This is a genomic window from Streptomyces sp. CT34 (assembly GCF_000805335.1).
Taxonomy (GTDB): Bacteria; Actinomycetota; Actinomycetes; order Streptomycetales; family Streptomycetaceae; genus Streptomyces.
In genome coordinates this window covers 3,514,784-3,535,569 of the sequence record NZ_KN708638.1, presented here as the reverse complement: position 1 = coordinate 3,535,569, position 20,786 = coordinate 3,514,784, and the positions used below count along the sequence as shown (strand labels likewise).

The window sequence follows — 20,786 nt, the reverse complement described above, 5'->3', positions numbered from 1 at the left end:
GCCGCCGCGGCCCTCCTGCCACATCAACTGCTCCGTGACACCCACACCCGGCAGGGCACCGACGCACGGTTCCGGCGCCGCAGTTGCTGCCTGATCTACCGCGCCGCCCCCGACGCCGCAGGGACACTGTGCGGCGACTGCGTGCTCGGTCCGAGAAGTTGCTGACGGCCGAAGGGGAGCGGGCGCACCGATCATGCTCGGCCTCCGTGCCGGGGGCTGATCCGTCGGGCGGAAGATCACGGCCTGGGGCCCCGTCCGCTCACGCACCGCTCACGCAAACGGCCCCGGACGAGCGGTCCGAGGCCGAGCAGAACGCCTCTCCGGGGAGAAACCCCAGGTCAGCGGGTAATACGTGGTGCCCCCGGCAGGATTCGAACCTGCGACACCCGCTTTAGGAGAGCGGTGCTCTATCCCCTGAGCTACGGAGGCGGGGCCTTGCGGAAAACGTTGGTGAATACTCTGTGTGAGCGCTCACCTGCTGCCGGCAAGGGTAGGGGCCGCCGCTGAGGGCGGCCCCACACAGGGTAGCGGATGAAGGTGTGGTGGTGGGGCTACGGTCGGCGGCCCCGGTGGTCAGTGCTTGGTCGTCAGTGCTTTCGGTCGTTGCTGTTGTGGTCGGTGGCTTCGGTTTCGGCGTCGGTGTAGATGGGGTCTTCTCGGTAGCGGGCGGCGCTGGTGGCGTTTTGGGCGAGGAGGAAGCCGAGGGACAACGAGGCTTTGTGCTTCGGCGCCGAAGGCGATCATCCGTTGGTTCCACAGGGAGCGGTCGAACTGGGAGAAGCCGGCTTCGGTGTCTTCGCGGCCGCCGTAGAGGCTTTGGTGGACCGCCGTGTCGTCCGGGATCTGCAGGAGGTGTTCGGCGCGGTGGAAGCCGGTTTCGGTGTCGCTGTGTCCGTCGTCTCGTTCGCCGGGGGTGGTGGTGACGCCGACGGCTTCGCGGTGTTCGTGGAGGCCGCGGGGGCAGGGGACGGTGAGCAGGTGGTACCAGCGGTGGGTGTGGGTGCTGCTGCGGCGTTCGAGTTTGCGGACGGGGAGGGGGCGCAGGGTGCTGGTGCCGTCGTCGAGGAAGCAGCGTTCGTGGACGCGGCCGGCGTTGGACCACAGTTCGTGGCGGCAGCGGCCGACGCCGATGGTGCGGATGTAGCGGGGTTTGGTTCCCTTGTGCTGCTTGTTGATCAGTAGGCGCCCGCGGCGGGCGATGACGTCGCGGTGCATTCCGCGCAGGGCCCCGTCATAGAGAACGCCCATGCAGCCGTCGGCGGCGTCCAGGATGGCGCACGCGAGGTCGAGGGCGACAGCGGCTTCGCCGCCGGGATGGTCGTGGGGGACGTGGCGGTAGCTGAGAAAGACGCGCCGAAAGTAGCCGCGGTGGCGAGTGGAGAAGACCACGAACTTGCTGCCCAGCACCGCGTGGTTGGTGTTGTCGTCGGGGTCGGTTCCGCCTTCCTTCTGCCAGGAGGAGGCGGGGTCGACGCGGTGGCGGCGGATTTCGCCGGTGATGGGGTCGAGGCTGTAGGGCGTGGTGGACAGAGTGGGGGACTTTGCGACGGTGCCGTCACCGGCGATCAGTTGGTGGCGTTGGGGGTTGCTCCAGGAGCGTCGCGTGGGGGCGGGCAGGAGTCCTTGGCGCAGGGCCTGGGCCAGGGCGAGGTCCTCGAAGGTCTCGTTGAGCTGTTCCAGTCGTGGGATCAGGAGGGCGCGCTGGGCGTGCTGCCAGTGGTGGCGGGTGGGGCCGGTTGCCGGCAGGCGGCGGGCTTCGTCGGGGCCGAGGTGGCGGGTGATGCCGTCGCGGAGGGTGTTCCAGACGGTCGGGTTCTGCAGGTCGCCGGCGCAGTAGCGGGCCGAGCCGTGGATACCGCGCAGGGTCAGGAAGAGGGCGTAGATGTAGGGCGGGTAGGCGGGAGGGCGCCCCGCGCGCGGTCCGGGCACGTTTTCCAGGATGGAAGCGAGGCGGTAGACGTCTTCGAACTGGGCGATGTCCCAGATGCGTTGGGAGACGGTGCGCAGGTCGGTCTCCAGCGTGCGGCGTGCGGCCTTCTTGCGGCAGTGGCGGGGCCGGGGGGCGCCGAAGAGGTCCTCAGGCATGGTTGCCGTCTCCGTTCGGTGTCGTGCGGGTGTGGTCGTGGTCGTCTTCGGGGCGCCAGTGGTGGCCGATGAGTGCGGCGGTGCTGTCCAGGGAGGACATCCCCAGGTGACGGGCTGCGGCCTCGATGCGGTGGGTGCGGGTGAAGGTCTCCCAGCCGGCGTATGCGGTGATCGACGCGGGTCGGACCGCCTGGTCGGCGGTGAGTCCGATGCGTTTGAGCAGATCGCGCAGGGCGACGCAGACGCGGGCTTGGATCTGCTCGCAGGTGCCGTTGCGGGGTGAGACGGCAAGCCGTAGCCGCCGCAGTTCGCAGCCTGGTGTGGTGGCGTGGATGTGGTGGGCGCGGGCGGCGAGTACCTGCGCGCCCCAGGCATCCAGTGGACACCATCGGGGTCGTGTCTTGGACGAGCCGTGCATCCATACCCGTGCCGTCGGCAGATCGAGATCCATTGGGCTGATGTGCCCGATCTCGCCGCTGAAGCCGCCGGCCAGAGCCAGGGCGGCGGCAGCGGCATGCCGGGTGGGACGGTCCCCGAAGTCCGCAGCGTGGCGCAGCTCGACCGCCTCGGCTTCGTCCAGCGGACGGGTCTCGCCCACAACCCTGGGGGGAAGCCGGATGTCGCGGGTGGGGTCGGCGTCGGTAAGGCCAAGGCTGAGGGCGGTGGCAAAGCACATCCGCAGCACGCTGCGGCGCAGGTGCCGCGTGGACAGGGACGCGTCAGCGACGTGACCGTGACGGGTACGGCCGTAGGCGTCGATGAACTGTCCCGCGACAGTCTCATCCACGTCTGTGAACGACACCGCTCCCCGGACTGTCGCGTAAGACTCGAACCGGCGCAAGAGCCGGTCGAACCGGTTCAGTGTCTGCAGGGACATCTCGCCGCGCAACACGAGGAACTGCCAGTGATCCAGGACGGCTCCGATGCCGGTGGCGAGTGGGATGTCACTGCTCATGGCGGACGGGCGGGGAGGCAGGGAGGGGCGCCGGGTGTTGTCCTGGTGGCCGGGCAGGGCAGGGATGGTGCAAAGTTTCACCTCCACACGAGCGGTGCGTACATACACCACGGTGGGGGCGGGTGGCCGGGCCTGCAACGGGAGATCGCCCAACCGGTTGGCGAGGTGTAGAGAAGAGGCGCTGACTGAAGGCGCGTCAGGGAACTGGGCGTACTGGCGTCATCCGCACGGGTACTGGTTCCTTTCGGTTGAGGAATGCCATGCTGGTCGGCAAGGGGTGGATGGCGAGGGGATTGAACCCTCTGCGTCCGGGTTCCAGAGTCCAGCGCAGACACCAGTCGCCACCCCGGAGGTGCCCTGGTCCGGCCGCGCCGGACCAGGGCCCGCCTCCGTGCGTCTTGGAGTGTTAAGGGAGCTCGGGTGTTCAGGCAGTGGGCGCCAGAGCACTGTCCAGGATTTGCAGCACGCCTTCGAGGAACGCCGTGTAGCGGTCCTCGGGCAGCTCCTTGATCTCCTGGAACGTCATTCCCAGCAGGCTGCTGCCGCTGGCGTCGTCGCTACCGTCGCCCCCGGCTGTTCCCGATGCGTCGCTGTCCTCCGAGACCGACTCCTCCGCAGCCGTGTCCGCCTCGGACCGCTTGGGGGGTGCGGAGGCGTCCGTCGCCGCCAGACGGACGTGCAGCTGCTCGTCACGCTCTACGACCAGCCCGATCACGAGCCACTCGACCAGATACATGCCGCGGGCCCGTACGCCGGGGAGGCCAGAGCCCAGCAACTCGGCCAACTTCGCCTGTGGCAGGGGGCCGGACGCGAGGTGCCGTGTCACTGCCGTGGCGGACCAGTGCGCCTGGAGCAGCGGGTGCAGCAGCAGCCGCGCACGCGCGGGATCCCGCGACCACAGCACCGCGAACGCCCGGCCCTGCTCGGTGATCGCGTACTGGCCGCGGCCCGCTTCCACCAGCCCGATGTCCGCGAGGAAGCCCATGCAGTCGACCACCGTGGCTACTCCCTTGCCGGCTCGCTCGGCCAGGGCTTGCCGCGAGACGGGGCCGCCTCCCTTGTCGAGCTCGTTCAGTGCCAGGACGAATCCAATCTGCTGTACGGGGTTCGCTCGATAGCTCGGGAGAGTAAGGCGGGGTGATGCTTTGCCGGCGCGCTTGCGTGCCCGCTGGCCGGCCGACGTGGAACCGCGAGGCCAATCAGAAACCGGATCGGCATGGGAGAAAAGAGACAAAGTGAGCCCATCTCTCGGCCTGATATTGAGAGGCCGAATTCGTGTCGGGCTCTCGCGCACTCGAAAAACCGCCTACAATAACGAGTGATGCGTGAGCCCAGCAATCCGCGCGTCCCCGTGCCGCCGACGTTTCCCAATGAGTCGGCGGCACTTGCGCATGTTTGACGAGGTCTTGATTCGGAAGGCAGGTAGTCGTCTACATGGCGCCACCTCCGGCGTTCTCAGGCGTGGTGTAAAGGCCCGTGGAGACGCGAATCAGCAGGCCGGCTTTCACCAGGTCGGAAATCTCCGGGCCCAGTCCACTGAGCTTGAGGTCCGGGCGCGCGGACGACAGGTACGTGACGATCTCCTTCCGGGTGGCGCTCCGCCGGCCCCGGATGAAGGCGAGTAGTTCCTGCGCCAGCGTCCGTGGTGCTGTTCTCGTCCGTTCTTGCGCGTCTTCCGCGGCATGAGGCCCCTGCCGGGCATCTGCCCTGGCTCGCAGCAACTTCTCGGCGCCATCCGCGACACGCTGTGACACCTCGGCGCGCCGGGCTGCGGAGTCGCAGGCTGCGCGAACCGCCGCCACGGTCGCTTCGGCCCTGGCGAGGCGGTCCTTCGTCTCGGCAAGCGTCTTGGCATCGTCCAAAGCGAGAGACCTCAGCTCAACGAGAAACTGCCGCACCAGATGTGGCTGCACGAAAAGGACCTCCCCTCGACCCGCCTCAAGAAACTGGAACGGATCTTAACCACTGGATCCCGAGGCGCAATGCGGCAATTCGTGGATTGGTCGCAGAAGTGCAGCGTAAACACCTCAGTCAATCCGAACGAAATTCGAATAAACCGCTACGGTGCCACTCTTGAGTGACGCGCTCCTGAGCCGTGTTCGCAACCTGGCCACCGCATTTGTCGAAACGCCTCAGTCACGGAGCGTCAGTGAGGTAAGGGTGGCGAAAAATAGGGGGCGCGCAGGCGCGGAGAACTGACGCCGGGCGTGTAGACGCCGCGGCTCGAGCGCCCCGTACGAGTGCACCTGCCTCACGTAAGACGCCCGAGAGGTGTCGCTGCTGGCCTTGCGGTGTATGTATGCACCGATCGGTTCAAGTGAGACGCCTGGAATGCGGAACGAAGGGTTGGTGACCGATGGGTGCGTGGGATGATCCGGGCATGCCCCGGAGCAGTAACGACAAGGTGCCGCGCGACTATGTCGTGGGCGGTTCCTGGCCGCATGCAGCTCTCGCCGCCGACGCCCCTGCCAGTGCCCACTATGGACAAGCGCTGGCCCGCAATCTGGAGAGGGCGCTCGCCTCCAGCGGGCAAAGCCTACGGACCTTGGCGGAGAGCACAGGGATCACGCACTCCACCATCAGCCGCGTCGTCAACGGGAAAGTGTTGCCCGACCTCGGCACCCTTGCGCGGCTGGAGGTCGCCCTCGGATTCCAGGTGTGGCCCGGGCTCGCGGCTCTGCCCTCCTTGCCCCCCGTGCCGTAGAGCACCCACCGTCAGACGGGGTGTGCCCCTTCCGCTCGCGTGGACGCGCGCGGAGCCCCGATGTGCTCTACATTCACCTCATGTGCATGTATGCACCGTCCCGATGGCGTGACGTGCTGGTGGCCTGCTTCGACGGGAATCACCGAGTGGCGCTGCTCGACCATGGTCCCGCACATGACGGCCCACCCGCATTGCCCACCACCCGCCGGCACGCCGGGGAATCGTATGCGGGAGCTGCCGCGCGTCTGCTGAAGGGAATCGTTCCGGAGGCGGAGGCACGCTTGGGGGACCTGGTCGGCCGCCTTGAAGCTCTGCGTCCCTACGGAGCCTTACACGAAGTTCGCAAGCCGGCCAGGCTGTTCACCGCGCATGTCGACTCATCCGGTATCCCGCGCTCGCCCTACCGCGGCGCAGCCTGCCTCCGTTGGCTTGCCCACCCCGAAGTGCCCTGTGTCATCGACTACTTGGGGATCCCCGACCTGGACCATTTCCTGGAGGGCTATGTGCATGGATGGCTTCCTGAAGGGTGGATCACGCTGCAGTGAGCAAGCGATGCTCCCAAACGCAGGCTCAGCAGTGTAGGCGCAGCCTTTGCGGCGACGCGGCCAAGACCTCAGAGGGTGTTATGCGAGTCTTGAGCGGTTCTCGTAGTGCTTGAAGGCAGGTTGTCCAGTCCCGATCCTGCGGTTCGCTGTCGCTGCGGTGTGCTGGTGGACGTGGGCGGGCGTCCCCCGTACCCGAGTGACCTGTCGGATGAAGCCTGGGAGTTGATCCGACCGGTCATCACCGGGTGGAAGGCCCGGCACCCGTCGGTCAGCGGGCACGAGGGTCGGTACGAGATGCGGGAGATCGTGAACGCGATCCTGTATCAGGCCTGTACCGGCTGCCAGTGGCGCTACCTGCCACATGACCTGCCGCCGATGGGAGCGGTGTACTACTACTTCGGCACGACGACCGGACTGGATCCGGGCAAGAAGAGCTCGGGCCGCAAGCGGGGCCTGGCCACCGACGTCCTCGGCCTGGTCATCGCCGTCGTGGTGGCGGCGAGCGTGCACGACAACGCCATCGGGATCGCACTGCTGGACGAGGTCGCCCACAGTGCCTCGACAGTCACGAAGGCATGGGTGGACGCGGGGTTCAAGAGCGCCGTCGTCGACCACGGCAAAGGGCTCGGTGTCGACGTGGAGATCATCCAGCGTGAGCCCGGCGCTCGCGGATTTGCCCCGGAGCCCAAGCGGTGGGTGGTCGAGCAGACCCTGGGCACCCTCATGCTCCACCGCCGCCTGGTGCGCGACTTCGAGACGAAGCCGCCGAGTTCGGTGGCAATGATCGACTGGTCCATGACCGACGTCATGCTCCACCGCCTCACCCGCGCCACCCCGACCTGGCGCGACCCGCCGGCCTGGCAGTCGGCCCCCCGGCCAGTGGGAGCCTGGAGGAGGGAGCTCATGGACAAGATCGACACCCGACAGCAATTCCTTGGCGAGACGGCCGAATGGCTGCGTGATCAGATCACCGGTCTTACGGAGCAACTCGCCGCCGCTGAAGACACCTTGAGACGACTGGAGATCACCCGGGAGACCATCCTGGAACTGGCCGCCGAGGACAGCTGCCCCTTGAAGGTCTGGTTAATCGACTCGATAACCTGCCGCAATGGCTTGAACAGGTACGCCCCGGCCCGCTCGGCCTCTCCGTGATCTGGAACGGCGTGGTGCTCGCCGAGACACGCCGTACGAAGGTGCTGGAAGGCAACCACTACTTCCCGCCGGAGTCGCTGCACAGCGAGTACTTCACCAATAGCCCGACCAAGTCCCTGTGCCCCTGGAAGGGCATGGCCCGCTGCCACACCCTCACCGTCGACGGCGTACCCAACCCCAACGCCGCCTGGTACTACCCACACCCCACCACCCTGGCCCGCCGGATCAAGAACCACGTCGCCTCCTGGAACGGCGTCACCATCGAAGGCACTCGGCACAGCGACTCCCGGCGTCGGTGCGAACCGGTCCGGATGGTGAGGCCACCGCGGGCGATTCGACGATGATGCTGTACGGGGAGTGGGCGCACAGTCGGCCACGTATGCGAAGAACACCGGTAGCGAGCTTCCGCGGAGGGCAAAGACGCGCTCCATCCGAGGGCTTCACCCCGTCTTCCGGCGGGAAACGGGGTGAAGCCTTGATCCTTCGGTAGGTGCCTGCTCATCGAACGTGTCTACAAAGGGAGTTAAAGCGGAGCAGCATGGTGTGTGCGTGGAGGCCTGGCGTGGACGCTCACGCGCTCGCCGTTTCCTCCGGAGCAGGGGCGGTGACCTGTACGGCATCGAGCAGACCTGGGAAGCGGGCTTCGATGTCCTCGCGCCGCAATGTGATCACCCGTGCGGTGCCTCGGACTTCAGTGTGCATGACACCGGACTCTCGCAATACTTTGAGGTGGTGTGAGAGCGTCGACTTCGCGATGGGATAGTTCAGTTGCCCGCAGGCGCGCGAGCCTTCCTGATGCATGACGCGTGCGACGTCGCGGCGAATCGGATCACTCAGTGCATGCAGCACCTTGTCCAGGGAGATATCTCGCCGGTCCGGGTGGTAGAGCTTGGCGCGCATTGTCACGACCTCCTTGTCGGCATGTGTCGCTATGGCTCACTCCCCCAAGGTTAAGCCTAGGTAATATCTAATTCAAAGTTCTACGATGATAGAACATGATGGCTCGCATGCTACCGCTCCTGGGCCCGCAGTGGTCGCGGGCCCAGGAGCGGTACCCACGCTCAGCCGTGCAGTGCGTGCCGCAGTACGGTGACGCGTTCTTCGGCTCGCCGTCGGGACACCTTTGCCGTCGGGATCAGATACGCCAGGTGGTAAGCACCGGAGAAGACATGCACTTCGACGGGGATGCCCGCGGCAAAGAGGGTCTCCGCGTAGGCTACTGCCTCGTCCCGGCACGGGTCGTACTCGAACGCCACGACATACGCCGGGGGCAGCCCCGAGAGGTCCTTGGCGCGGGCAGGGGCTGCGTACACCGGCACGTCGTCGCCGCCTGCACGCTCGCCCAGGTAGTGCCTCCAACTGATTGCGGCATTCGGTGTGTTCCAGCCCGGGGTATCGGTGAACCGGGCCATGCTCAGGGTGTCGCACCGGTCGTCCAGCTCGGGCAGGTCAAGGTACTGGAAGGCGATGGCGGGGCCGCTCCGGTCACGGGCCATGAGGGTGACGGCGGCGGACAGGCCCCCGCCGGCGCTGATCCCGTGGACCGCGATGCGAGTGGCGTCAACGCCGAGTTCGCTCGCGTGCTCTGCCAGCCACAGCAGGGCGGCATAGCAGTCCTCGGCGCCAGCCGGATACGGGTGCTCCGGGGCAAGCCGATAGCCGACGGACACAACGACGGCCTCCACCCGGCGCGCGATGTCCAGGCATGTGGCGTCGTCGACCTCGATCCGGCCGATCACGAAGCCGCCACCATGGATGTTGAGGACTGCCGGGAGAGTCTGGTCGACTCCGGCGGGCCGGTAGACCCTCACCGGAACACGGGGGTTGTCCGCGGGGCCCGGGATCTCCAGGTCGGTGACCTCGACCCCGGTGGTGTCGGGGGCGGGGCGCCCGGCGCTGGCCGCGATCAGTTTGGCTCGGGTCTCCTGGGGGTTGGTCAGATCGAAGACGCCGAAGTTCCCTGCGGCTTCGATGAGGTCACTGTCGTAGCGGTAGGACATAGTGAGTTCTCTGTTCGTTCGTGATACGGGGGTGATCCGTCAGGAGGCTGAAAACAATGGGGTGTTGATGCTCCTGTCCGGTTACTGCGGTATCCCGTCCGGGAGGAGGACGATCTTCCCGCCGGAACCGCCCTTCTGGCTCAGGGCGAGTGCCTCGGCGGCCCGGGAAAGCGGGAAGCGGGCAGAGATGGGGAGTTCGAAGGCGCTATGGCCTATGAGGTCGAGCGTGGAAGCGAGTTCCAACGGCACATGCTCAACGAACGGCACATCCTGGGCATGAGCCTCGGGGTCGGGGACGATGGTCACGCGGCGGGCTGGCCTGTCCACCAGCCGTACCGTGGCTACGGTGGGCTGTGGCCCTCCCGCACAGTCGACCGAGGCGTCCATGGTTCCGAAGGCGGCAAGCCTCTCTGGCAGCCCGCTGCCGTATTCGACGGGAGTCGCACCGAGACGGAACAGCAGTTCGTGATGGCGGGGGGAGGCGGTTCCTATGACCTCGGCCGCGCCCATCAGTAGAGCGAGCTGGACCGTGGCGAGGCCCACCCCGCCGGACGCCCCGTGCACCAGGAGCCGCTCCCCAGCGCGCAGTCCGACCTGACGCAGGGCGGAGTAAGCAGTACCTGCGGCTACAGGCAGGACCGCAGCCTGTTCGGCGGAGAAACGAGCGGGCATGGCGGTGAGTTCATCGGCCTCTTGAGACGCCGGCACCACCTCGTGAATCCGGTAGGTGCCGGGACGACCGTGGCGAATTACGGCGTCACCGACCGAGAACCGTCGTACTCCGGCGCCCGTTTCCACGACCACGCCCGCCGCTTCGACACCGAGGCAGCCAGGGAAGGCCAACGGCAGTTGAGTGCGTAGATCGCCGCGGAGGATCTTCCAGTCGATGGGGTTGACCCCGATCGCGGTGTAGCGGACCAGCACTTCGCCGTAGCCCGGAGAGGGGACCGGGATCTCGGTGGTGTACAGCTCCTCCGGGGTTCCGTACCGGTCGAAAAGAGCGGCTGTACTCATCCGTCGGCCTCCTGGTGCCGGAAGGCACCAGCTGCTCCGTAGACCACGAGCGACACCAGATAGGCGGCGATCGCGAAGGCGGCCACGCCGAAGAAGCCGTTGACCTTGGTCAGCAGGATGCCGCCAACTGCGCCCCCGATGGTCGTGCCGATGTACATCGCCGCGTTGGCCAGGGAGGAGACAGTTCCGCGCGCGGTCTCGGTCTGCTGCTGCAGGATGCTCATGAACACCGGGAAGACGAAGCCGGCGACCATCATGACGAGTGCGAGCAGTACCAGCGCCGTGGCGAGGTTCGGTGAGAACGACACCAGGCAGTACAGCACCACCATGACCAGTACGCCGGTCAGCAGCGAGCGATAAAGGCCCAGGCGCTGCACGAGACGGCTGCCGAACAGGGAGCCGACGACATTGCCCGCGCCGACGGCCATCATTGCGGTGCCCACAGAGGCGACGCTGAGGTTGAAGTCCTTGGTGAACCAGGAGCCGAAGAAGGAGATGGCCTCGAAGTTGCCGGTCTGGAAGACCAGGTAGCCAAGGAGGAACCAGCGCAACCGGCCGCTGCCGAAGACCGTGCCGTAAGTGCCGAAGATGGCCCGGGCGCCATGCCCGGAAGCACCCGGGCGGCCTGGCACTGACGGGAAGAAGCGGGCCAACAGCAGCCACAGCAGGACGGATATCCCGCCGATCGCCCAGAACGGCAGGTGCCAGGAGTCCGCCGCGAGCCAGCTGCCGAGCGGGATGCCCGCGAACTGCGCGATGGACAGACCGGCCGTGGCGAAGCCCATGGTGCGCACGATCTGCTCCGGCTTCACCAGGACCGGAATGGAAGCCCAGATCTGAGGGGAAACGAACGCGGCGCTTACGCCGGCGAGGAACCGGAAAAGGATCATCGTCCAGAAGCCCTGGGCGAAGCCGCATAGCGCGGTCATCAAGGTGAACCCGACAAGACCGGTGAGCAGCACTCGACGGCGGTCGCGCCCGTCCGACAGTGGCCCTGCGATCAGCGCGAACAGCGCGTAGCCGAGAGCGTAGGCGCTGACCATCCAACCGGAGACATCCGCGGAGACTGCGAAGGTATGGGCCAGAGTCGGTAGGAGCGGCGCAACGAGGAACGTGTCCGTGCCGATGACGAACATCGTGGCGAAGGACAACAGAGAGACGGTCCGCGCCGATGGAGCACGCCGGCTCGTGTCAGACGTGGGGACAGCCGCAGTCGAGGTTGAGGCAGCACTGGTCATGTCATCATCACCGCCCAAGAGCGGTTGAGCTTCCCTTCGAGCATGTGGATGGCCTGGATCGCGATGAACCCCTCGTCGGTCGTCTCCGAGGGGCCGCCGGGTGTCCGGGAGAAGCCGCCGTCAGCGCTTTGCCGGGCCGCGAGCCAGCGCATGCAGGCGGCGGTGTCGGCGGGCAAGGCTCCCAGGACGTAGAGCGCGGCGATGGCGTGGTACGAGCCGACAAAGCTCTCCACACTGGATTCCCGGTAGCGGAAGCCGCCCGCCTCGGTTTGCAGGCCGCGCAGCCAGGCGACCGTCTTGTCCGCGTGCGGTGGACGCAGCCCAAGGGCGACCAGGGTGTCCACGACGCGGAAGGTGGCAAACGTATCGGATGGCGAGCCGGGCAGGTTGCCGTAGCCTCCGTCCGAGTTCTGGCAACTCACCAGGAACTCAACGAGGTTGTCCTCGTGGTCCGGCCGGACTCCCAGTGCGACCAGAGTGAGCGCGGCCAGATGAGAGTGCCACGCGTCGGGCGGATAGCCGGGGGCGTTACCGAAGCCGCCCTCGGAGCGTTGGCAAGCGCGTAGGAACTCCACGCAGGCGTCGCGGTCGAACGCCGGATGGTCGCCGCCGCCAAGGACGACCGCTGTGAGCACAGCGCAGTACGTCGTGAACGCCTCGGACGGCAGACCGGGCTGTTCGCCGAACCCCCCGTCCGTGTTCTGGGTGGCGAACACCCCTGTAAGCACGCCCGGCACGTCAGGTACCGGCTCCCCGAGGGCCATCAAGTCGGAGACGACGTGCAAAACGGAAAATGTCTGCGCGGTGCGATCGGACCTGAGTCCAAGCGGCGCTGGGTATGGGGTCAGCCCGTAGCCGAGCCCCGAAGCGGTGGACCTCAACCAACGCAGGTACCCCGGGATGTCGACCAGCCCTTCGGACAGCGGCGCGCTCGTCACCCAGCTCAGGTCGTTGTCGAAAGGCACGGGCTCCAGCGGCTCGGCCAGGGTTGGTGCCTTTGAGGCCGTGGGCGTCCGGTCGCCGAGCGCCCGCAGCGCCAGAAGCTGCGTTTGCGCATGCTTCTGGTGGAACGGCACGTACGTGGTGTTGCCGACAGCGAACGAACCGGTACTGCGGGGCGGCGCCATGACATGCCGGGCCAGCGGCACGGTCGGGTCAACGGGGGTGGAGAACCAGCTGCCCTGTCCCTGGAAGACCCCACCGGCCTGTGGATCGGTGTACCGCTCCACCTCGGCAGTGGCTTCCTCAGCCAGCGCCTTGAGCTGTACGTCCGCGTCGCCGCCGACCTCGCCGAGTGCGGTGACCCTGCGGGCGGCGAGCGCGAGCAGGGCATGGTCGGCGAGGAGCTTAGCGGGAAACGGCGAGTCGGGCCGCCCGTGCAGAGCGGCTACGGGGTCGACGCGGACCACGGAGGCCGCATCGCTGCGGTCCCAGTAGCCCCGGGCGCCGACGTGGGGGTGGTGCGCCTGGACGTGCAGCAGCGCTTGTCGCGCGTGGTCGGCGGCGCGATCGTGGCAGCCGCGGTCGTGAAGTGCCGCCCAGGCGAGGGCGGCGAGAGCGCCGGCGCGGGCTCGGTGGCCGTACATCGTGTCCGGTTCACCGCGTGGGGTGAGGCAGGCCCAGACGCCGTTCTCGTGGACATACCGCTCCAGGTGTCGTGCGGCAACGTCGAGGAAGGTGGACCATTCAGGCGCGCCGTCGTCCACCGCATCAGCGGCCAGGACCAGGACCGCAGCTTCCTCCAACGGGCTTGCGCCGTCCAAGATGGTGGCCCAAGACCGGTCGAGTCGTGCGGGCCAACCGTGCGCGGTCACCGCTTCTATGACCTGCCGCAAACACTCATGCGCCGCGGCAACGAGGGCTTCCTCGCCTAGCAGCGAGCCGGCGCGGTACAGAGCCCAGCCTGCCAGAGCCTGGGACGAGGGGGTACGGACATCTCCCACGACGTGCGGTGCTCCGGTGACGTCGAGCAATTCGTGGAAGCCAGGGTGCTCAAGGTCATCGAACTCGCGCAGCGCGTCGAGGAGCCGGGACGCAAGCTCCTGGTCGTCGGATCCGGGCAACACCAGTAGTGCGAGAGCCGCGTCCCGCAGAGCGCGATCCGGGGTGATCACATCGGTTGCGTCCCGCCCGATGACAGCGGGGACCCGAGCGTTGTCGTCCAAGAGCTGATCCAGGACGAAGGTACGCAGAGAGGGAGGACTCATCAGTTGGCTCCTGACTCGCCGGGGGCGTGATGGTTCGGAGTCCATTATTCGTTCTTCGTGAAACATCGAACTAAGCGCCATGCTAACAGCACTTGGAGTGTTGCCCCAGGGGACTGACCAGTTTCAGCCGGTGGTCGGCAGGTACGCGCGTCTGGCCGCCACCTGTGGCACCTTGCTTCGATCGGGGCGGTGGTCCACGGGCGGGCGTACGTGATCGGGGCTGAATCGCTCGTGCACGTACAGCTTTCCGCCGTCGTCACACGTGATGACGTACTCCTTGTACGCGCAGGGCCTGCTGTGGACACCGTCGTGCCACTGGGCCCTACCGGAAGACAGGACCTCCCGGTGCTGCCGGGTGCGCTGTTCGCGCAGCCGCTTGCCCAGGGGGGCGAGGTCCTCGGCCGAACCGGACCAGCCCGCAGGTGGTGCGGTAAAGACCACCAAGTTCCGGCTGACCGTCGCGCCCGTAGACGTGCGCAGCGTGGAGGCCCGTTCGACAGCTGTGCCTCCCGGGACGAGGCCAAGGGCGGTGACCGCCGCAGAGGCCAGCCGAGGCACAGGCACGAACTCCTGCCTGTCGACCTGAACGCTGAGGCTGCAGTCGAGCAGCGCCTCCAGGAGCACGGTGGTTGAGCCATCACTCGTCAGCAACATGCGCGTGGCACCGGCGATCACCGATACGTCGCCGGCCTGCTGGGGGCCGCTCACCGCCCGGTTCCCTCGGTGGTGCCGACCGGAGCCGGGCGCCCAAGACGAGCGTGGGCGGCTCGCGCGGCGTCCGCCAGCAGGCCCGCGGCCTTGGTCGTACCCGAACCGTTCGGGGCTACCGCAAGATGAGCCGGGGTCGGTTCGGCCACCCGACTGCCGATCAATGGCTTTACCACACTGGCGAGTTCCTCTGTCGAGGGTGCTACGAGAGAGGGGAAGCCGAGCCGCCCAAGCCGATCGGATGCCTCGACCTCGTGGTACTCCCCGAGGCTGCTGAGCACGAAGACAGTGGGCACGCGTAGGGCGGCCACCTCGGTCACTGTGATCCATCCCGGCGCCGACAGCAGGACGTCGGCCTCTTGGAGCAGTGGCATCCAGTCGGGCAGGTAGGTAAGGACGACCACGTCGTCGGGCGCCTCCACTCTCTCGCGGCCCAGAAGGACGAGCTGGAGGTCCGGGTGGTGCTGTTTCAGACGCTGGTGGGCGTGGATGTAGGACTCGATGACTTGCTGTTTGTTCTCCTGGAACATAGTGGTGCCGCCGACAGAACCAACCATGACTGGGCCAGGCCCGAGGCCGAGCGAGGCGCGGACGGTGGCACTGTCCCGTCGGCCGGGTATGTCGCGGATCATGGGCCCGGTGAAGACCGCTTTGCCCTCGCGCATCGCGCGGGCTACGGCGGTGCCTTCGTCGAGCTCCGGTACGTACGGCTTGTCGGTCAGAACGAGCTCCGCCGTGGTGACGATCTGTTCGAAGACCGCGTGCAGGGCGTTGCGGCCCCGTCGTAGATCTTCGCGGTTGATCCGGAAGCCTCCCGCCTCCAGCGTCTGGTCATCGATCTGGCAGAGGGTGAAGTCGTACCGCTCTGTCACCAGCGCGTGGGGTATGCCGGCGAAGGCGGCCGCCATGCTGGCCGAGATGTTGTAGTCGCTGACCACGAGGTCCGGCTCAAGGTCCTGATAGTGCGAGAGATAGCCCAGCATCCGTTCGCCGTTGACGAAGGCCGGTGCGAGGTACTCCTTGACGTACGTCGTCCAGCTCAAGTCACGGGTCAGGTTGCTGTGAGTCGCGTGGTCGACATGGTCGCCCGCAACGTCGATCACCTTGACGCCCGCCTCCTCGAAGAGGGGGCCGAACGTCGACTGCAGAGAGCCGAGCAGCACGGTCAGCTCCGCGTCGGGGACCTTACGGCGCAGTTCCCGGGTGAGGGCGAGGGTGCGCATGTTGTGACCCGAACCTGTTGGGGCGGGGGCCAGGACGATTCTCATGAACTCTTCCTTTCCAAGACTCCAGATGTGGTGTGCCGTGCGGGGACATCCCCCACGACGACGGCGCCCGGGGCGACCTCGGCGCCATCGCCGAGGACACAGGGGCCGACGAGAGTCGCTCCCGCACCGATGCGTACGCCCTCTCCGATGGAGACAGGCCCACCTCGCCAAGGCAGTGAACGACGGGTCAGGTCATGGCCACTGGAGACAACGAGCGTCTCGGGGCCGATCTCCGTGCCGGCCCCGATGCTGATGCCGTCGGATGCCTCAAGCACGGACAGCGTGCCGATACGCACGTCGGAAGCGACCCGGAGGCCGCCGCGGCGCGACGGGCCGTCGGCGCGCCCCATGGCGATCACCCCAGCACCCAGGTCAACTCGCGGGCCGCCCGACAGGTCGGCGTCGAGAACACCGCCGCCTGCAGCGGTCCAACCGGTGGGCACCGGCTTGTGATTGGCGTCCTTGCGGGCACGCACCCTGGCGACAATGGCGCTGAAATCAGGAGCACCGTCCTCGAACACCTCGCGATAGCGCAGGTGACGCGCGGGGCGCCCCACGACGATCGCATCCGGCGGCACATCGGTGGTGACATGCGCGCCGGCTGCCACCACAGCGCCTGGACCGATGCGGACACCGGGGTCGATCACGGCTCGGGCGCCGATCCAGGCCCCGGCCTCCACCCGAACCGATGCTCCACCCTGTTTGCCGATATGGGCCAAGGAGGCGATCTGACACCCGGAGACAATGTGCGCGGCCTCGATGCGACAGCGGAAGCCGATGAAGACTCCGCCCGCCACAACGGACGCGTTGACGGCGGTCCCGAAGCGGATCCAGGCGCCTGGGCCGACGGTCGAGTCCGGGGAGATCTCCGTCTCCGCCTCGATCAGCGCTCCGGGCGAGACCGTCGCTTGAACATCACGGTCGAATTTCATAAGCATGCCCCCCATGCCGCCTCCTGGCAAGAAATCCGAAAGATAGTTGGATATTACTGTTCCGGCGGGCGGCTAAACATTCCATGGAGGGCGAAGCTAGCGACCGACCCATCGAATGCGCAAGGTCTTTCAAGGTGCTGCTCAACTCGTTGGCTATTGCAGTCACATGCGTGCGCACATCGATTCCAGTGGAACGCTACCTTCCGGTCGGGAAGTGACGTGACTCTCTTTTTGTTAGCTCATTGCTGTGCCGGCCTGCAGCTTGTACATCCAGCGAGATCACTCATGGAGCTCCGCCGGGAACGTCGTTGCGCAGGCGTGTTCGATGTTCTACGATCATCGTCATGGCTTCGTGAGCCCTGCGCCCAGGCTGCGCAAAATCCGGGCGATGCCTGCGCGAGGGGGGAATTGATCATTACCTCTTTCCCGCCGCCCGGTGGATATTTATTCCATTGAAGCCCACGGGGAGACCCGTCGAAGGGTGGGTTAAACATGCACGTACTGGTAACCGGTGGAGCCGGTTTTATCGGTAGTAATTATGTCCGTCGGCTGCTCGACGGTCGTTCGGATGTAATGGCCGACAGGGTTACTGTTCTCGACAAGCTGACCTACGCCGGCAATCTCGCCAACCTCGCGCCAGTCTCAGGCAATGCCGCATTCGGCTTCGTCCAGGGGGATATCGCGGACACGGACCTGGTGCCAGAGCTCCTGCACGGTGTCGATGCCGTGGTCAACTTCGCCGCCGAGACCCACGTGGACCGCTCCATCAGCAGCTCCACCGAGTTCGTTACCACCAACGTCCTGGGGACGCACAATCTCCTGCAGGCTGCGCTGAGCATCGGCGTCCCGCGGTTTGTTCACGTCTCCACAGACGAGGTGTACGGGTCCATCGACTCCGGCTCTTGGACCGAGGAATGGCCGCTTGCGCCCAACTCGCCCTACGCGGCGGCCAAGGCCGGCGCCGACCTGCTGGTGCGGTCGTACGCCCGCACTCATGGCATGAACGTCAGCATCACACGCTGTAGCAACAACTACGGCCCCTATCAGTACCCCGAGAAGGTCATCCCGCACTTCGTCACCACCCTCCTGCAGGGCGGTTCCATCCCTCTCTACGGAGACGGTTTGAACGTTCGCGACTGGCTGCATGTCGACGACCACTGCCGCGGAATCGACCTCGTCCTCGCGAAGGGGCTCCCCGGCGAGGCCTACAACATCGGCGGCGGTCGCGAACTAACGAACCGTCAACTCACCGAGGTGATCCTCGAATCATGCGGGGCCGACTGGTCGTCCGTGCGTTCCGTGGCCGACCGGAAGGGCCACGACCGGCGCTACTCGCTCGATGACGGCAAACTGCGGGCTCTCGGCTACCAGCCGCAGGTCAGCTTCGAGGAGGGCCTGGCACAGACCGTCGCCTGGTATCGCGACAACGCTTCCTGGTGGCAACCGCTGACCGCGACCGCCGCCTGACGCCCACTGCTCCGAACGTCCTCGCGATCAGCACGACAGACGACGCCCCGAACAAGGAGACACAATGCGCGGCATCATCCTCGCCGGCGGCTCCGGAACCCGGCTGCGCCCGCTCACAAGCGTTCATTCCAAGCAGCTGTTGCCGGTCTACGACAAGCCAATGATCTACTACCCGCTGTCAGTTCTCATGCAGGCCGGTATCCGGGAGATCCTTGTCATCTCCGGGCCAGAGCACTTGGCCGCGTACCAGTCGCTCCTCGGAGACGGAAGCCGGCTGGGTATCTCCCTGAGCTACGTCGTTCAGGAAGCCCCACGTGGTATCGCAGAGGCCCTCGTGCTGGGTGGGCCCTTCGCGGAGGGCGAGAAGATCTGCCTCGTCCTCGGCGACAACATCTTCTACGGGCATCGGCTTCCGGACATGCTCCGCCAAGAGGCCGCGAGTCTAGACGGCTGCACGCTGTTCGGCTACCCGGTGAGTGACCCGGAGCGGTACGGCGTTGCCACCGTCGACGACGCTGGCACCATCGTGTCGCTGGAAGAGAAGCCCGCCCGCCCCGCATCCAATCTCGCGGTCACGGGGCTGTACATGTACGACGCCGAGGCTGTCCAGCGGGCCGCGAGTCTCAAGCCGTCGGCACGCGGTGAGTTGGAGATCACCGACCTCAATCTCACTTTCGTCCAGGAGGGCAGGGCACGCCTGGTCAATTTGGGCCGCGGATCGGCGTGGTTCGACACAGGCACACACGACAGCCTGCTCGAAGCGGCGATGTTCGTCCAGGTCTTGGAGAAGCGTCAGGGCATCCGCATCTCCTGCCTGGAGGAGGTCGCCTACCGCATGGGCTATGTCGGCAAGGAACAACTAAGCCTGCTCGGCAAGGAGCTCTCGCCTTCGTCCAGTTACGGCCGCTACGTGATGGAACTCGCCAGCGCCTGACATCCACCCCTCGGCCCGTCTTCGTTGTGCGGCCGTTCCTCCCGCCTGTCGTACGGAGCTGTTCGAGCAGGCGGCACACCTCAGACCGAACTATGCAGGAGAGGTCGTGGACACACTTCTTCCCGATGCGTTGCGCACCGTCTCGTCGGGTTCCTGGAACGGTCGGCCGGCCGCCCAGCAGCCGACCTGGCCAGACCCGATCGCGCTCGAAAATGTCACGGGCCATCTCGCCTCCTCGCCGCCACTCGTTCCGTGGAGCGAGTGCGCCCAGCTGCGGGACCGCCTCGCCGGCGTGGCACGTGGGGAGGCATTCCTCCTGCAGGGCGGAGACTGCGCTGAGACCTTTGGTGGGGTGAACGTCGACGCCGTCGGCGACAAGCTGAACACCCTGCTCCAGATGTCCACAATCCTTACCTATGCCGCAGCCATACCCGTCGTCAAGGTGGGCCGCCTCGCCGGCCAGTATGCCAAGCCCCGGTCCAAGCCGACTGAGACCTGTGAAGGCGTCACACTGCCGGTCTACCGGGGCGACGCAGTCAACGGCTTCCCCTTCACCCCCGAGTCCCGCATCCCGGACCCGAAACGGCTGCTCCGGATGTACCAGTCGTCTTCCGACACCCTCGATTGGGTACGGGCGTTCATTGCCGATGGAAACACCGACTTCCGTCAGGCCCACGAGTGGAACCGAGCCTTCATCGAAGGCTCACCTCTAGGGGAGCAGTACGAGGGGTTGGCTGACCGCATCGACCACACCCTCGAATTCATGCGCGCCACAGGCGCACGACCACAGGGATTCGACAGCTCCGGGTTCTTCGTCTCCCATGAAGGGCTACTGCTGGACTACGAATCGGCCCTGACACGACGGGACGCTTCCACAGGGCACGCCTACGCATCGTCCGGCCACATGTTGTGGATCGGTGAACGGACGCGCGAACTTGACGGCGCCCACGTCGCGTACTTCTCTCACATCGCTAACCCAATCGGTGTCAAGCTTGGGCCTGCCACGACCGCTGACACCGCGCTGCGGCTTATCGACCGCCTCGACCCGGACCGGATCCCTGGGCGGCTCACGTTCATCACCCGCATGGGCAAAGACAAGGTTCGCGAATCGCTTCCACCGCTCGTGGAAGCGGTCGCCGCCACTGGTGCCCGGGTCGCCTGGATTTGCGATCCCATGCACGGCAATACGATTGAAGCTCCCTCCGGCCACAAGACACGTCGCTTCGACGATGTCCTTGACGAGGTCAGAGGCTTCTTCGAGGTCCACCACGAACTTGGCACCCACCCTGGCGGCATCCACGTGGAGCTGACCGGAAACGACGTCACCGAATGCGTCGGCGGCGGCCAAGAGATCGGCTTTGCGGACCTAGCATTCCGGTACGAGTCAACCTGCGACCCCCGTTTGAACCGCCACCAGTCACTTGATCTCGCGTTCCTGGTGGCCGATTTTCTAACGGAGACCGCAGCCCGCCGTCGAGGCAGCAGCAAATCTGCGGGCTGCGCTGACTGACCGCAGGTGAGTTCGCAGCGCCTGGGCTGGCAACGCGTGAGGAGAGTGAGTGGCCCACGGGCGAATC

18 protein-coding genes, 1 tRNA gene and 1 pseudogene are annotated in these 20,786 nt (G+C 66.5%); 7 read left to right on the top strand and 13 right to left on the bottom strand.

Translation table 11 applies throughout. The features are described 5' to 3' along the window. Positions 1-353: 353 nt before the first annotated feature. The 5 genes from RZ84_RS15395 to RZ84_RS15375 form a co-directional block, all read right to left on the bottom strand. Positions 354-429: transfer RNA gene (locus RZ84_RS15395), tRNA-Arg, on the bottom strand. A gap of 144 nt (positions 430-573) precedes the next feature. After that, a complete protein-coding gene (locus RZ84_RS15390) occupies positions 574-2,085 on the bottom strand; it encodes a hypothetical protein (RefSeq protein ID WP_043264803.1) in 1,512 nt (503 codons plus the stop codon). Further along, on the bottom strand, positions 2,078-2,872 hold the full coding sequence (locus RZ84_RS15385) for an integrase (RefSeq protein ID WP_157878834.1): 795 nt from the start codon (positions 2,870-2,872) through the stop codon (positions 2,078-2,080). The genes RZ84_RS15390 and RZ84_RS15385 overlap by 8 nt, the downstream gene beginning before the upstream one ends. A gap of 592 nt (positions 2,873-3,464) precedes the next feature. After that, positions 3,465-4,037: a hypothetical protein gene (locus tag RZ84_RS15380; protein ID WP_043264802.1), complete on the bottom strand. Its 573-nt coding sequence runs from the start codon at positions 4,035-4,037 to the stop codon at positions 3,465-3,467. Positions 4,038-4,470: 433 nt separating this feature from the next. Further along, the gene (locus RZ84_RS15375) at positions 4,471-4,902 is read right to left on the bottom strand and encodes a hypothetical protein (RefSeq protein WP_157878833.1); all 432 of its coding nucleotides are present in this window, start codon (positions 4,900-4,902) and stop codon (positions 4,471-4,473) included. Between the two features lie 518 nt (positions 4,903-5,420). Between RZ84_RS15375 and RZ84_RS15370 the strand changes: the two genes are divergently transcribed. The 4 genes and pseudogenes from RZ84_RS15370 (at position 5,421) to RZ84_RS15360 (ending at position 7,785) form a co-directional block, all read left to right on the top strand. Further along, a complete protein-coding gene (locus RZ84_RS15370) occupies positions 5,421-5,744 on the top strand; it encodes a helix-turn-helix domain-containing protein (RefSeq protein WP_052229957.1) in 324 nt (107 codons plus the stop codon). A 62-nt stretch (positions 5,745-5,806) separates the two neighbouring features. Beyond that, positions 5,807-6,289 (top strand): hypothetical protein, encoded by a 483-nt coding sequence (locus tag RZ84_RS38965; protein WP_157878832.1) that lies wholly within the window; start codon positions 5,807-5,809, stop codon positions 6,287-6,289. Between the two features lie 171 nt (positions 6,290-6,460). Then, positions 6,461-7,135, top strand: a pseudogene (locus RZ84_RS15365) (transposase); the annotation flags it as partial. Positions 7,136-7,437: 302 nt separating this feature from the next. Continuing rightward, positions 7,438-7,785, top strand: a complete 348-nt coding sequence (locus RZ84_RS15360) for a DUF427 domain-containing protein (protein WP_078893795.1) — start codon at positions 7,438-7,440, stop codon at positions 7,783-7,785. 226 nt (positions 7,786-8,011) lie between these two features. On the opposite strand, the gene RZ84_RS15355 is transcribed toward RZ84_RS15360, so the two are convergent. The 8 genes from RZ84_RS15355 to RZ84_RS42490 all read right to left on the bottom strand — a co-directional run bounded on the left by RZ84_RS15355 (position 8,012) and on the right by RZ84_RS42490 (position 16,808). Beyond that, positions 8,012-8,341, bottom strand: coding sequence for an ArsR/SmtB family transcription factor (locus RZ84_RS15355; protein ID WP_043264800.1), 330 nt, complete (start codon positions 8,339-8,341; stop codon positions 8,012-8,014). 161 nt (positions 8,342-8,502) lie between these two features. Then, the gene (locus RZ84_RS15350) at positions 8,503-9,441 is read right to left on the bottom strand and encodes an alpha/beta hydrolase (RefSeq protein ID WP_043264799.1); all 939 of its coding nucleotides are present in this window, start codon (positions 9,439-9,441) and stop codon (positions 8,503-8,505) included. A gap of 81 nt (positions 9,442-9,522) precedes the next feature. Beyond that, positions 9,523-10,455 carry an NADP-dependent oxidoreductase gene (locus RZ84_RS15345; protein WP_043264798.1) on the bottom strand — a complete coding sequence of 311 codons (933 nt, stop codon included), beginning with the start codon at positions 10,453-10,455 and terminating at the stop codon, positions 9,523-9,525. Next, positions 10,452-11,606 (bottom strand): MFS transporter, encoded by a 1,155-nt coding sequence (locus tag RZ84_RS15340; RefSeq protein WP_241777720.1) that lies wholly within the window; start codon positions 11,604-11,606, stop codon positions 10,452-10,454. The genes RZ84_RS15345 and RZ84_RS15340 overlap by 4 nt, the downstream gene beginning before the upstream one ends. Before the next feature lie 83 nt (positions 11,607-11,689). Continuing rightward, positions 11,690-13,858, bottom strand: a complete 2,169-nt coding sequence (locus tag RZ84_RS15335; RefSeq protein WP_157878831.1) for a prenyltransferase/squalene oxidase repeat-containing protein — start codon at positions 13,856-13,858, stop codon at positions 11,690-11,692. 165 nt (positions 13,859-14,023) lie between these two features. After that, on the bottom strand, positions 14,024-14,608 hold the full coding sequence (locus RZ84_RS15330) for a hypothetical protein (RefSeq protein WP_052229955.1): 585 nt from the start codon (positions 14,606-14,608) through the stop codon (positions 14,024-14,026). Further along, positions 14,605-15,831 carry a glycosyltransferase family protein gene (locus tag RZ84_RS15325; RefSeq protein ID WP_198539992.1) on the bottom strand — a complete coding sequence of 409 codons (1,227 nt, stop codon included), beginning with the start codon at positions 15,829-15,831 and terminating at the stop codon, positions 14,605-14,607. Before RZ84_RS15325 ends, RZ84_RS15330 begins: the two co-directional genes overlap by 4 nt. 41 nt (positions 15,832-15,872) lie before the next feature. Next, positions 15,873-16,808 (bottom strand): acyltransferase, encoded by a 936-nt coding sequence (locus RZ84_RS42490; protein ID WP_347232759.1) that lies wholly within the window; start codon positions 16,806-16,808, stop codon positions 15,873-15,875. Between the two features lie 492 nt (positions 16,809-17,300). Between RZ84_RS42490 and rfbB the strand changes: the two genes are divergently transcribed. The 3 genes from rfbB (at position 17,301) to RZ84_RS15305 (ending at position 20,719) form a co-directional block, all read left to right on the top strand. Then, positions 17,301-18,275 (top strand): dTDP-glucose 4,6-dehydratase, encoded by a 975-nt coding sequence (rfbB, locus tag RZ84_RS15315; RefSeq protein WP_043264796.1) that lies wholly within the window; start codon positions 17,301-17,303, stop codon positions 18,273-18,275. 64 nt (positions 18,276-18,339) lie between these two features. Beyond that, on the top strand, positions 18,340-19,209 hold the full coding sequence (gene rfbA / locus RZ84_RS15310; protein ID WP_043264795.1) for a glucose-1-phosphate thymidylyltransferase RfbA: 870 nt from the start codon (positions 18,340-18,342) through the stop codon (positions 19,207-19,209). 106 nt (positions 19,210-19,315) lie between these two features. Then, the gene (locus RZ84_RS15305) at positions 19,316-20,719 is read left to right on the top strand and encodes a class II 3-deoxy-7-phosphoheptulonate synthase (protein ID WP_052229953.1); all 1,404 of its coding nucleotides are present in this window, start codon (positions 19,316-19,318) and stop codon (positions 20,717-20,719) included. Positions 20,720-20,786 lie beyond the last annotated feature (67 nt).